Below are 13,801 nucleotides of genomic sequence, written 5' to 3' on the forward strand. Positions count from 1 at the left end.
CAACCACATTAATGATACTCCTCCCTTGTGGGAGAAAAAACATCCATTAACTTACAAGGGGTAAGGGCTTTACCACCATGTTTTTGATGGGCTTTGATAACCACAAGGTCCCCGGCTTCATAAATTGCTTTTTCCCCTGCTACCCAAAACTCGAAACGACCCTCCAAAACCTGCATGATCTGTTCATTTTTGTGGGAATGCTCCGGTACCTCGGCACCCTCTTCCACATCCCAGTAAACGAGGGTCATGGTCGCCGTATGTATCATTTTACCATGATAACCGGGCATAATTTCTTTTGAAGCTAAGGTCGCAATGTTAATGGCCATAACAGTTTTTTAAATTTTTTTTGTGTTTTTGTACACCTTTTGTAGGTATTCAGCGAGAAAAAAGGATTTTGGTACACTAAGATAACACAACCTTGGCCCAAAATAAAAAGCCCGAACGGTTTTGTACCGTTCGGGCTTTTGAATGCTAAATGGATTTTGGCCTATAGCAATCCAAAGCAGCTCAAATAAATCAATATTCTACGATTTCGAACTGACTCCTTCTGTTTTTCTGATGTTGTTCTTCGCTACAATCGTCCTGACAGTCCGACAGCGGTTGTTTTTCACCATAGCCCTTAAAGCTGATCCTGTCCGAAGCGAGGCCACCTACTTTTACCAAGTAGTCCCGTGTAGCCTGAGCCCTCTTTTCGGAAAGTACTTGATTGTACATGTTAGATCCTCTATTATCGGTGTGTGAATTGATCCTAATTTTTAGACTGGGATATGCCTTGAGTTTAGTAACCAAATTGTTTAACAATACTTTGGAATCCTCCCGGATCGCCCAGCGATCAAAGTCAAAGAAAATATAGGGAAGATCAAAATAGAATTTCCCGTCTTTGTTTTTGACCCTAGGAGGGGTATGGTCACGCAACAGGTTGCTAAGAACCTCTTTAGAGTCTTCCGAATCATTTTTGGTTATTTCCGCAATGTCGAATAATTTTTTGATCGATATGTTATGCTCGTCATTATTTTTGTTCGTAATGGTCAGTTGTTGTTGGGTCTTTTCAAAACCAAGGGCCTCTATTACCAGGTCATATTCGCCAGGTATCAAGTTTGCGGTAAACGTACCTTCTTCGTCCAAGGTGTTTTCATAAACGACCTCACCATCTTTGTTTCTAAGAATTACCTTAGCATTAGGGATAGGGCCTCCCGTAATAGAGTCCTTAAGAGCAATAATATTTACATATTCACGTGTGAATATTTCCCCGATTTGGGTAAAAGCAAAAATATCGTCGTTGTTGGCCTCGCGGTTGGAGCTAAAAAAGCCGTCCTTGGGAGAATTATAACTCAATGAAATATCATCGTATCGGGAATTGAGAGGTGCTCCCAAGTTAATGGGTTCCTGAAAAACTCCGTCCTTATACTCGGACACAAAAAGGTCCAATAGGCCCAATCCCAAGTGTCCGTTGGAGGCAAAAAACAAATGCCCATCTTCCGAAACATACGGGTATTGTTCCCGTTCGGGAGTGTTTACGGTAGCACCCAGGTTTTCCGGTTCTCCGTAACTACCGTCTTCGGAAATGGCCACGCGGTAAATGTCATGGCTTCCCAGACCTCCAGAGGCATCGGTCGCGAAAAACAAGGTAGCACCGTCGGCGCTCAACGAAGGGTGTTGGTAATTGTAATCATCCGAACAAAACGGTAACTTTTTGGGTTCCGACCATTTGGCCCCGGTCTTTTTGGATACGTATAATTGTACTTGATTTTTATCCTCCTCGTTAAAAATTCTTTTTCCGTCCACCAAGTTGCTTCGAGAAAGATAGAGGGTATTCCCGTCCTTGCTGAAACATACCGAACCTTCATGTAGGGCGGAATTGATGTTTTCGGGCATTGCGACCGGTTCCCCGATGCCTTCATTGGTGGTGTCGGAAGCGATTACATAAAGGTCGAGGAAAGGACGATGCGTCCATTTGTACTCCTTTTTGGAAGTACCGCCCTCACGATCGGATGAAAAGTAAATGGAATCGTTCCGCTTTACCGCACCAAAATCGGAAGCGTCCGAGTTGAAGCCTACTCTTTTGATTTCAAAATCGGATTTTTTCAATCGGAACGTTTCCACCTTTTCCTTGGATTCCGAAACGTTCGGCGCTTGCATACCCATCTTGTTTTTATACACCACAAGTTGGTCGATGGCCTTCTCATAGTCTCCGGTAGCCGACAAAAGCTGATAGTACATAAAATGGTACCGTGCTTCCATGGTTCCTTTGGGTTGGGTAAAATCCTCGTTTACCAAGGCTTTCAGGCTTTCGATACCTTTCTCGTATTGATAGGTATTGTAATAACAACTGGAAAGCTGTTCCAAAATATGTTGTGTTCGGGTTTTGACCACCGCTTTCTCATACAGCTCCGCCGCATTTAGAAAGTCTCCTTTTTTGAACAAACGATCGGCCTTCGAAACTTGGGCCGAAGCAAAGGTAGTTACGAAAAGGATGAAGTATATGTATATGTTTTTTCTTGACATGATTAAAAGAATCTAGGTGAGGAATAGCGTTTGGCTCCGGCAAAGCGAAGGTTGTACAATAGCATGATCTCATGGGTTCCCGAATTGTAGTTGCCCAGATTACTCGTAGTATAGTCATAGGCATAGCCTACGCGAAGGTCGGGTGTAATACCGATATTGAACATTCCGCTTACCGAATCGTCCAATCGATAGGAGAGGCCTACCTCAAAATTTCCATTGATCCTTACGTTGGCGTTAATGTCGGCCGAAATAGGGGCCCCTTGTACGCTGCGTACCATAAAGGATGGTTTGAAATCCAAATTTTGGTTCAGTGCAAAAACGTAGCCCCCGGTAAGGAAAAGATGCAAATTTTCATTGCCCAAGGACGCTACTCCGTTTCGGTCTTCCAAGTGTTTGCTTTGCAAAAAATTAGGCGCCGAAAGGCCAACGTAATACGTGTCACTGTAAAGGTAAAGTCCCGATCCGATGTTCAAAAAGGTTTCGTTAATGTTCTCCGAGAATGCCGGGTCGCTCGTAAAATCGCCACTGTTCAATTGAAAATCGTTGAACTGGGTGTCGAACAAAGTGACACCGACTTTAGCGCCGAAAGACAACCGTACTTTTTCGTTTAACCTTATGATATAGGCCAAATCGGCATAAATGTTGTTTTCGTTCAGCGCACCGTCCCCAATTTCATCGTTGATAAAGGAAATGCCCGCTTCAATACTTTCGTTTATGGGCGTGCGTAAGAATGCGGTTCCCGTTTTGGGGGCACCCACGGCGCCTACCCATTGTGTACGGTAAAGCACCCCCATGTTGGCGACGCCCACATCGGAGGTGGCATAGGCCGGGTTGATAATACTTGTATTGTACATGTATTGGGTATATTCTGGATCTTGTTGTGCCGTTACATACAAACTATGTATGAGGCCCAGAAAAAGTAAAATGGATACTTTTTTCATGAATTTCGGTTTAGGGTTGCGAATACTCATTTTCGTTTGTTTTATCGATTTAGGTATATGCGACCCTGTTGCGGAGGTATATTGTCGCGATTGAAATTGAAAATATAGAAGTAGACGCCATTAGGTACTACATTGTCCCCTGCAGCTCCGGGTTGGTTGGATGTTCCGTCCCAGGGTGCAACGGTGTTGTTTCCTTTGAATAACAGATTGCCATAGCGGTTATAGATCTCGATATCATAATCCTCGAACAAAAATTCTACGTCGCGCAGATCATAAACATCATTGATGCCGTCCCCGTTCGGTGAAAAACCATCTGGAATCAACAAGGTATAAACGTTCAGGTCGCAGGCGGTAAGGTCTACCGTAATCTCTAGGCGTTCATTGCTCTCACAGCCCGTAGCCGGATCAAAAGTGGCGGCATAGTAGGTGGTATTGTCCAATAGGAGGTCAGTGGTATTTAAGGCCGTACCGGCTTCCATAACATTGTACCATACTACCGACAATCCGTTGTCTACCGTAAGATTGGCCTCCAACTCTGCGATGGTAGGTCTTTCCACACCGCACAGTTCATTGCCCATAGGGTTCAAGGTCGGTGCCGGGTTATCGTTTATGGTGATGCTGATAGGAGGTGAGGCCAAACTTCTACAACCGTTAACATCCTCTTCAATGGCAAAATAATCACCGGAGGCAAGCGCATCCGTTTCATTGAACTGGTTTCCGTTCGTTGCCGCATCGAACCAAATGACATTATCTCCAGAGACTACAAAGGCATTTAAATCGGCGACCGTAGGATCGTCTATCAGACAGAAAGCACCTTCGGTATCGGACAATTGCGGTATTTGTGGATCGTTGATCTGTATGGTAACCTCCAAACGTTCCGTGCCTTCACAGGCAGAGGGGTCATCCGTCTCGCTCACGAAATAGGAGTTGCCATCTACCAAGGCGTCAGTGCCGTTTAGTGGCGCACCGCCCGTAGCCGCGGCGTACACCTGAAGCGTACCCCCGTTTTCGGGAACCACATTGTTGATAAGGTCGGTAATTACAGGGCTGTCGATGGTACAAAAAATTTGTCCGTCAGGGGCCAAACTTGGTATCGGGTCGATAACGGTAACTTCTACCGTAGCATTTACGTCAATACAAGCACCGGTTCCACTGACCGTGTAGGTATACGTTCCAGAAAGGTTGCTGCTTGGATCAAATGTGCCGGTATCCCCGTTGGTGACGGGGCTAGGCCCGGTCCAGGTACCACCGGTGTTCGGTGTTCCTCCTAATAAGGGAAACAGATCAAAGGCGGCATCGCTACCACAGACCGTAATGGTCGCATTTGTTCCCGCCAAACTTTCGATACTAACACCCACGGTTACCGTAGCGGTATCGTCAGGGCACACCCCTCCATTACTTACGGTATAGGTATAGGTTCCTGCAGTGTCGACACTTGGATCAAATACCCCGGTTCCACTTGCCAGAGCGGGGGACCAGCTACCGCCGGCGTCCGCATCGGTTCCTAAAGAAGCAAAAAGATCGGCAGCGGGGTCGTTTCTACAAAACTCTACGGCCGCATCGTCCCCGGCCTCCAATTGTGGTGCCACTGTCACGGTTACCACAGCACTGTCCTCTGGACAGGTAGCCGATGGCGGTACGGTATAGGTATAGTCCCCTGCGTTATCAACACTTGGGTCGAATACTCCGGTGCCGCTGGCCAATGCCGGGCTCCAAGTACCTCCGGTATCTGCAGAAGGCCCCAACAAGGTAAAAAGGTCCAGCGCGGGATCATTTTCGCAGAATGCGCGATTGGCATTATTACCCGCTTCGGGAGCAGGTGTTATTGTTACGGTAATGGTAGCGGTATCGGCAGTTGTACATGGTGCGGTCGCCGATACGGTGTAGGTGTACGTTCCGGAGAGCGCAGTTGCCGGATTGATCGTTCCACGGTCGCCGTTGGTCACACCGCTGGGTCCGGTCCAAGCACCGCCCCCATCCGGGGTACCCCCTAAAAGGGTGAACAGGTCTACATTGGGCTGGTTGCTACAAATATCGAGTACGCCGTCGTCACCGGCGTCCGGTTCTTCCTGTACGTTAATAGTTACCGTGGCGCTAACTTCCGGACAGGCATTCGCTGCCGGAATGGTATAGGTAAAGGTAAATGCACCGGGCGTCAACAAGGAAACGTCCAAAGTTCCCCGGTCGCCTCCCGTAGTAGTTTCGGGTCCCGTCCAAACACCTCCGGTATCGGGCGTGCCGCCCAATTCGTCAAACAGGTCCAAGGTTCCCGTGGCATCATTACAGATATCGACACTGTCGTCCGTTCCGGGGTCCGGTAAGTTTTCGATGCGTACAATAGTGGCATACCTCCCCGTACTTTCACAGGGAAAAGTAGTTTGCGTCGCATAATAAGTTGCATTGTTGACCAGCGGGGTAGAAGGGTCCAACGGTGAGGTCGATGATGGACTGTTATACCAGTTGATGTCGGTACCCGTTGCATTTAGGTCGGCGACAACAAAAGTAGTTGGAGCCGCTGGATCGTTACAGTAAAATTGTTCGGCAGGACCCGTAGGTTCTCCCGGGTCGATTATCGTTACCTCTGTCGGTAATCGTATACTGGTACATGCCCCTTCGGTCTGTTGCACCCAGTATGTTTCTCCGCTGACCAATGGATCTGTGCCGCTCAAAAGGGTTCCCCCGTTCCGTTCGCTATACCATTCGATGTTGGTACCATTGGCGCTCAACTGCGAAACGGTGTTCGTGTCCGATGAACAACGCGATACCGCAACATCCACATTCGTTGGTGGCTCCCCGGTAATACTTACCGTTACACTGGGGCGTACTACACAGGTACCCGCGGTATTGTCGGCATAATAAGTGACGCCGTCCTGTAAAACAATATTGTTACTAAGTTGGGTGCCACCGACCAGATCGGTATACCAAACAACACCGCCGCCGGCATCGTTTGCCACCAAATTCAGTATTCTAGGGTTATCGCTATCACAGAAATCTTGGTTTTCGCCACCAGGGTCCAATGTTGGACATTGCGCGACAATAGCCTGTGATGAGATGCTGAAAACGATAAAAAAGAACAGTCGACCGAACAACGTGTTCACAGTTTTTATGTTGGGCATTGGTTGATTTTTAAATTATACTGTAGTTTAAAAGAAGTGGTAAATGTATTTTTGAATGGGCACTGTAAGAAAAGAATGTTGTGAAAGTGAAAGAATAGCGTGCGTAAGGGTCGTTTTTTGCAGCGTGGACATTAGAAAAAGGTGTATTTCATCGATTTTTTGGAGTGCATTTCATCGATTAGTAAGTGCTTTTATGCCTTTTTTACGTTATTTGATTCCCGTTAAAAAAGAAGGTATTTCGGTAAGAAATCCCCCTGTTAAAAGTAATTTTTTTTGATTATGAATGTACATTTTATAGCTATTGGAGGAAGCGCCATGCACAATTTGGCACTGGCATTGCACCACAAAGGGTTTACGGTAACCGGAAGTGATGACGTTATTTTTGAACCCTCTGCGGGCAGGTTGTTGCGGCAGGGATTGCTTCCGGAACATTTTGGCTGGTTTCCGGAAAAGATACACAAGGAGCTCGATGCGGTAATTCTTGGAATGCACGCCAAAGCGGACAATCCTGAATTATTAAAGGCCCAAGAATTGGGCATTGTCATTTATTCGTACCCCGAGTTTCTGTACGAGCAGTCCAAGGACAAAACAAGGGTAGTAATAGGGGGAAGCCATGGGAAGACTACCATTACATCCATGATCTTACATGTTTTGAATTATCACGATCGGGAGGTCGATTACATGGTAGGTGCCCAATTGGAGGGTTTTGATCGGATGGTACACCTTACCGAGGAAAATGATTTTATCGTTTTGGAAGGGGACGAATATTTGTCTTCACCAATCGATAGACGGCCTAAATTTCATTTATATCGCCCCAATATCGCATTGTTGAGCGGCATCGCTTGGGACCATATCAACGTGTTTCCCACTTTTGAAAATTATGTTTCCCAGTTTCGCATTTTTGTCGACAGTATCGTAAAAGGGGGGAGTATTACCTATAATGAAGAAGATGCCGAAGTATCGGCCGTCGTCGAAGCTTCGGAGAATACGATTAGAAAGTTGCCCTACAATACCCCCGACTATGAAGTGATCGATGGTGAAACAATGTTGGAAACTCCCGATGGGCCTATGCCTATAGCCGTTTTCGGGAAACACAATTTGAACAATCTTGCCGGGGCCAAATGGATTTGCCAACATATGGGGGTCGATGAGGAAGACTTCTATGAAGCGATCGCTACCTTTAAAGGAGCCTCCAAGCGACTGGAAAAGATTGCGGCATCGGCAACCAGTGTATTGTTCAAGGATTTTGCACATTCCCCTAGCAAGGTGAAAGCGACCACCGGTGCGGTAAAGGAGCAATATCCGGAACGGCAGGTAATCGCCTGTCTAGAACTGCACACCTACAGTAGTTTTAATCCAAAATTTTTAGAGGAGTATCAAGGTGCTTTGGACCGGGCCGATCGGGCCATTATTTTTTATCTGCCGGAATCGGTGGCCATCAAAAAACTAGACCCCGTGCTTCCCGAACAGATAGCGTCGGCCTTTAAACGGGACGATCTGGAAATTTTCACTAAGGCCGAAGCTTTTCATGATTTTATTTTTGGTCAATCGTTTTCCGATTCCGTGGTACTGCTTATGAGTTCCGGTAACTATGGCGGACTCGATTTGGACAAACTGGCTAACAAGGTGTCGGAAAGCTAAGGAAAGTATTTTCATAGGGCTTTTGAACGGTGCTCGCACGGCCGGTCATCTTGGAGGTAAGATCTTCGCCCAAACAATGTATTATTTATAAAGTATAGGGGTCATACGCCAAATTGGTTGAGATGATGGTCCAAGTGTTTGAATTGTACTTGTCCCCATTGCTGAGGTGTAAATGCTCCAAAAAGGGGATGTGCGTTCCATGTTTCCCTGTGGCGCACATTATGGCAATCGGTGACCAGCTTTTTTAACATGTGTTTTTCGGAAGCGAAATTTTTGGTTTCCTTGGCCTTTAGGGCCGGTGCCGTAGGAAGGTTCTTTCGCCAAGGCCTGTCATTATAGAGTGCTTTTTTAAAAAATAGTTTGGCAAAAATGTTCCCCGATCCTTTGGGCTTTTTATTTTCGATGGCAATACGCAATGGAAACTGACAATGCCATAGCATTTGGGCAACGGTCATTTTTCCCCATTGCCCTGCGGTCGTTTCCTCCAGGTTGTCGATACGCGACAGGATTTCTTGATAAACCGTTTCGTCAAAAATTGATTTCATTGTCTAGCCATATTACTTTTTAAAAGTACAATAAAATTGTAGGATGTTATTTCCTGGGTATGGCGAATACCATTTCCGATGTTAACTTACCCCTTGAACAGTTGTCCTTCCGTGTATGCCTCAAAATAACATATAATTGTAATCAAGGTTATGTGTAGCTTTTTTTCGCCTACACAAAAATCCCTATTTTTTACTTGTGTATATTAACATTTGAAATGGTTTAAATGGCTATTTTTAGTGCATGCAAGATAACCCTTACCCTTTTTCGATAAAGCAGTGGTCCGATGATGACCGTCCGCGCGAAAAATTGGTGCAAAAGGGAAGGGCGGTACTTTCCGATGCCGAACTGGTAGCCATATTGATCGGTTCTGGAAGCAAAAACGAAAGTGCGGTGGCACTTTCCAAGAGAATTTTGGCCTCTGTAGGCAATAACCTGAACGAACTGGGAAAGCTTTCCGTAGAACAACTTAGCCGGTTTAACGGTATCGGGGAAGCCAAAGCGGTAACAATTATTGCAGCACTGGAAATGGGCCGTCGCCGTAAGGAACAAGATATTAAAAAGAGCGGTCAAGTAAACAGTAGTCGAGAGGCATTTGAAGTGTTGCTGCCTACCCTTGGCGATTTGGAGCATGAAGAATTCTGGATCTTATATTTGAACAATGCAAACAAGATATTGCTATCGGCCCAATTGAGCAAAGGGGGGCTTACGGGAACCTTGGTAGATGTGCGCTTGGTAATGAAAAAGGCACTTGAACTGGGTGCGGTGGCGCTTATTTTGGCACACAACCATCCTTCGGGCAGTTTACGGCCCAGTAAAGCGGACAAAGAGGTGACCCAAAGGTTGAAAAAGGGCGCTTCGGCCTTGGATATAAAAGTATTGGACCATTTGATCGTCACCCAAAAAGACTATTTTAGCTTCGCCGATGGTGGGCTTCTTTAAAAAGGGCGGGTTCAAAGGTTGTTCGGTGAACATCGTTTTTTTTAATGCTATCGCCCACGTTTTTTAACACGTTTATGCTGCTGATCTATACCCATAAAATTACCTCGCGCTTTGGTTATACCATGCGACAAATTTTCACTCGAATTTTGGGCATCGAGGTTACTTTTACCACTACCGTAGAAGATTTTATAAAGCATTCAGGACCAAAGATTACGTATACCAAACAACCACTTCAAAACGAGTTTTTTGTTCGTAGTACCGATTTATTGTTCGAGCAGGGTATCAATGATATTAATATTTCGATAGAAGATTGGGAAGGTGTTCCCAGCTTTTTTACCACCGGGGAACGTAGCGCGGTCCCTTTTGATATTTTTGCCGCGAGTTTTTATCTGTTAAGCAGGTATGAAGAGTATTTGCCCCATGTAAAGGACATTCATGGCCGTTTTCCGCCCAAAGAAAGTATTGCCTATAAAAATGGGTTTTTAAAAAGGCCAGTCGTCGATCTTTGGGCCTTCAAATTGTTCGAACAATTGCGGGTCCGCTTTCCGGAAATAGAAGCGAAGGAACGTAAATACAGGTATACTTCGGTTATCGATGTTACCACATCACACTGTTTTGCCTACCGGGGAACAGTGCGTGGCGTAGCCGGATTTTTAAAGGACCTTTTTACGTTGAAATGGAAAAGGGTAGCAGGTAGGGTAAGGGTTTGGGTCGATCCAACGAACGATCCTTACGATAATTTTAATGAACTGATAGCGTTGCACAAATCCCGGAAAATCAGGAGCATGTTCTTTTTTCAGTTTGCCGATTACTCTACTTATGACAAAAATGTATCCCCGAACAGCAATTGTTTTCGATACCTTATCAAATCAATTGCGGACTACAGTGTCGTTTCCCTATCGGCCTCCTACAGTTCTTTTGACGATATTGATATGTTGCGCAACGAGAAAAGAAGATTGGCCGAAGTAGTTCACAGACCGGTCAACTTTTCAAGAATGCGGTATAACCGGGTAAGTGTTCCCGAAACCTATCGCAATTTGGTCGACGCGGAGTTTACCGACGATTACACTATGGGGTATACCCACGAGGTGGGTTTTAGGGCCAGTACTTGTACCGCGTTTTATATGTACGATATCAATTTGGAAATACAACAACCCATACGCGTACACCCCTTCGCTTTTCATGATTATGCCCTTGCGAACAGTACCAATGAACAGCGTATATTAGAACAGCTCAACACCTTGTACCGGGAAGTGAAATCGGTAAATGGAGCGTTTTTGTCCATTTTTTCAAATGAACTTTTGGGAAGTGATCACAGTATTGACTGGATGCAATTGTATAAAAAAGTAATCGATGCGTATTATCAATAAACATATTGTTACCGACATTTTTTTCGATTTGGACCATACCTTATGGGATTTCGAGAAAAATTCGGCCCTTACCTTTAAAACAATTTTTGAAAAACATGCCATTGGGGTGGACTTGGACGTTTTTCTGACGGCTTATGTACCTGCCAATCTGGTATATTGGAGACGGTACCGCGAAAACCAGATCACAAAGGAAGCCCTGCGTTATGAGCGGTTGAAATCTGTTTTTGATGCGATAGCACACCCTGTCGACGACCCAACGATCGATTTGCTTTCCGAAGCGTATATTGCAGGACTTTCCCGTCAAAAACACCTTTTTCCGAATACGATCGAGGTTTTGGACTATCTAAAACCCAATTATCGCCTTCATATCATCACAAACGGTTTTGAGGAGATCCAAGAGCGAAAATTACGAAACTCGGGAATCGATGGCTATTTTGAGCAGGTGGTCAATTCTGAAATGGCGGGCGTTAAAAAGCCACATCCCGATATCTTCAAAATGGGTATGGAACTGGCCGGTACCAAACCTGAAAATTCCATCATGATCGGTGATAGTCTTGAGGCCGATATCGCCGGCGCTATTGGTTTTGGACTCCAAGCGATACATTTCAACTCGGATAACGGTCCGTTGCACGAAACATGTGTAACGATTAAGGAGCTGAATGAAATAAAAACGTATTTGTAGAGTTATTAAGGGCACGGGTGGTTAAACCCGACCTATAGCGTTACAAAGGTTTTAAATGAAGGGAATACAGATTATCTTTTGTTTCTTGTTTGGCATCGTACTAGTGAGTTCTTGTATAGAAGAACAAAATTTTGACCAGTTCGATGCGCTTACCGTGGAGCCGGAATATGAGGCCAGTATTATTTACGTAGAGGCACCCGAGGCACTGGTAAATGCAGTTGCCGCATCCAATTTTTATGCACAGGACTTTAATTTTGACGCGTTCAGCGAAAATGTGTTCGCGGACAGGGTTATAGAAGGTTCTGTAACTTATTTGGTAGACAATACTACCAGTAAAGCGCTGGAACTTACCGTCCAATTTTTGAATGAGGCCAATGAGGTATTGGATACGGAAATTTTCATGATCGACGAAGGGCCGACCGCTGTATTGGAACGGGAAGTTTTTTATGGTGATGGGGGCAAACCTATCGAAATTATCAGAAACACTTCAAGTATTCGCGTAAGTGCGGCCAACCTAGGGGACGATGTTAGTACATCAGATCTGCCAGATCCCAAAATAATACTTCGTTCAAGTGGAAAATTTAGAGTTCGCCTAAGATGAAGCAATATACCTTTCTATTAGCAACCTTACTAGGAATATGGATTCCGGCCATGGGACAGAACAAGCAATTGTTGTATGATTTTAACGAAATCCCACAATCGTTGATGGTAAACCCTGGAGTTGAAACCGATTTCAGCTGGTACAGTGGCATACCGGTGCTATCGGGTATATCGTTTCAGGCCGGTTCAAGTGGGATTTCGGTCAACGATATTTTTGCCGATGATGGTGTCGATATAAATACTAAAATAAGGGAAAGAGCGGTATTCGGTATAAACCCCCGCGATGAGCTGAGTGGTACCTATCAGGTTGAGTTGCTAAATGTAGGTTTTCGAGGTACGGACCCCGATATCTTTTATTCTCTTGGAATGTATCATGAAGGCGATGCCATAGGATATTGGTTCCAAGATTATGCAATCCTTGCTTATGAGGGAAATGCCGATCGGTTGAACCAACGGTTCGATTTGGGACATCTAAAAACTCGGGGCGAAATGATGAATGTGTTTCATTTCGGAATCAATAAAAGAGTTAATTCCGAATTGACCATTGGTGGAAGGGCCAAAGTATATTCCAGTATTTTTGATTTTAACTCCACAAGGAATAAAGGATATTTTGTAACAACGGAAGGGCAGAACAATATTCTCGCCAGTACCATTGATGCCGATATGCAGTTGCGTACTTCTGGAATAGAGGCCTTGCGTGATGCTCAGGACGAAGGCAATTTAGGCCAGACCATTTTAAAACGAGGTCTTTTAGGGGGCAATTTGGGTATTGGGGTTGACTTGGGTTTCAGTTATCATTTGAACGAGCAAACCGTTTTTACCGCTAGTGTTTTAGATTTGGGGTTTGTTTACCACACTAACGATGTAAAGACCTATACCTTGAACGGAAGTGCTACCGTTGAAGGCATTGAAATCATTTTACCGGATGCTTTGGCAGATCCCAATCGGGATTTTTGGCAAGATTTGGTAGACGAAGTGGAAACCTTTGTGCCTTTTGAAGATAATACCGATGGCTATATCGCTTTTCGTCCTACAAAGCTGAACGCTTCGCTAAGGTACGATTTTGGCGAACAGCAGGCTTCTCGGGTAGCCTGTGATTGCGGTACCGCCCCTAGAGGAGGAAGTTTTCGCTCTAAATTTGCTAATAGTGTTGGCGGACAATTGTACATGATCAATAGACCACGTGGTCCGCAATCGGCACTTTCGGCATTTTACATGCGACGTTTAGGGAATGCAATGGCCGTTAAAACCACCTATACTGTTGATAAATTTACCTTCACGAATGTTGGCCTAGGACTAAACTTACAGGCCGGTCCGGTGAACCTGTATGTGCTTGCCGATAATTTACTTGCCTATCGGAACCTCGCGGATAGCCGCTATGCATCCCTTCAATTTGGATTAAATATCATATCTTGGGGCAGGAACTAATAACTTCTGCTGTCCAACACTCGGTCCCTCGAC

At 45.2% G+C, this 13,801-nt stretch carries 11 protein-coding genes; 6 read left to right on the forward strand and 5 right to left on the reverse strand.

Annotated features, from left to right (window positions below):
* Positions 1-8: 8 nt before the first annotated feature.
* The 4 genes from ACRD7P_RS11220 to ACRD7P_RS11235 form a co-directional block, all read right to left on the reverse strand.
* Entirely contained in the window at positions 9-326 is a 318-nt protein-coding gene (locus ACRD7P_RS11220) for a cupin domain-containing protein (protein ID WP_430907705.1), read from the reverse strand.
* Between the two features lie 190 nt (positions 327-516).
* The gene (locus ACRD7P_RS11225; RefSeq protein ID WP_430907706.1) at positions 517-2,505 is read right to left on the reverse strand and encodes an OmpA family protein; all 1,989 of its coding nucleotides are present in this window, start codon (positions 2,503-2,505) and stop codon (positions 517-519) included.
* 2 nt (positions 2,506-2,507) lie between these two features.
* A complete protein-coding gene (locus tag ACRD7P_RS11230; protein ID WP_430907707.1) occupies positions 2,508-3,446 on the reverse strand; it encodes a PorP/SprF family type IX secretion system membrane protein in 939 nt (312 codons plus the stop codon).
* 41 nt (positions 3,447-3,487) lie between these two features.
* Positions 3,488-6,562: a gliding motility-associated C-terminal domain-containing protein gene (locus ACRD7P_RS11235; RefSeq protein WP_430907708.1), complete on the reverse strand. Its 3,075-nt coding sequence runs from the start codon at positions 6,560-6,562 to the stop codon at positions 3,488-3,490.
* Positions 6,563-6,841: 279 nt separating this feature from the next.
* Here ACRD7P_RS11235 and ACRD7P_RS11240 point away from each other — a divergent pair, with 279 nt between their 5' ends.
* Entirely contained in the window at positions 6,842-8,203 is a 1,362-nt protein-coding gene (locus tag ACRD7P_RS11240; RefSeq protein ID WP_430907709.1) for a UDP-N-acetylmuramate--L-alanine ligase, read from the forward strand.
* A 101-nt stretch (positions 8,204-8,304) separates the two neighbouring features.
* On the opposite strand, the gene ACRD7P_RS11245 is transcribed toward ACRD7P_RS11240, so the two are convergent.
* Positions 8,305-8,748 carry a DUF1569 domain-containing protein gene (locus ACRD7P_RS11245; protein WP_430907710.1) on the reverse strand — a complete coding sequence of 148 codons (444 nt, stop codon included), beginning with the start codon at positions 8,746-8,748 and terminating at the stop codon, positions 8,305-8,307.
* A 241-nt stretch (positions 8,749-8,989) separates the two neighbouring features.
* Here ACRD7P_RS11245 and radC point away from each other — a divergent pair, with 241 nt between their 5' ends.
* From radC to ACRD7P_RS11270, 5 genes are all read left to right on the forward strand, one after another.
* Positions 8,990-9,688 carry a RadC family protein gene (gene radC, locus ACRD7P_RS11250; protein WP_430907711.1) on the forward strand — a complete coding sequence of 233 codons (699 nt, stop codon included), beginning with the start codon at positions 8,990-8,992 and terminating at the stop codon, positions 9,686-9,688.
* Between the two features lie 74 nt (positions 9,689-9,762).
* Entirely contained in the window at positions 9,763-11,058 is a 1,296-nt protein-coding gene (locus ACRD7P_RS11255; protein WP_430907712.1) for a polysaccharide deacetylase family protein, read from the forward strand.
* Positions 11,042-11,740 carry a YjjG family noncanonical pyrimidine nucleotidase gene (locus ACRD7P_RS11260; RefSeq protein WP_430907713.1) on the forward strand — a complete coding sequence of 233 codons (699 nt, stop codon included), beginning with the start codon at positions 11,042-11,044 and terminating at the stop codon, positions 11,738-11,740. Before ACRD7P_RS11255 ends, ACRD7P_RS11260 begins: the two co-directional genes overlap by 17 nt.
* A 55-nt stretch (positions 11,741-11,795) precedes the next feature.
* On the forward strand, positions 11,796-12,341 hold the full coding sequence (locus ACRD7P_RS11265; RefSeq protein WP_430907714.1) for a hypothetical protein: 546 nt from the start codon (positions 11,796-11,798) through the stop codon (positions 12,339-12,341).
* A complete protein-coding gene (locus tag ACRD7P_RS11270; protein WP_430907715.1) occupies positions 12,338-13,768 on the forward strand; it encodes a DUF5723 family protein in 1,431 nt (476 codons plus the stop codon). Before ACRD7P_RS11265 ends, ACRD7P_RS11270 begins: the two co-directional genes overlap by 4 nt.
* The last annotated feature ends 33 nt before the right edge of the window (positions 13,769-13,801 follow it).

Source organism: Maribacter sp. 2-571 (assembly GCF_050589625.1).
GTDB lineage: Bacteria > Bacteroidota > Bacteroidia > Flavobacteriales > Flavobacteriaceae > Pelagihabitans.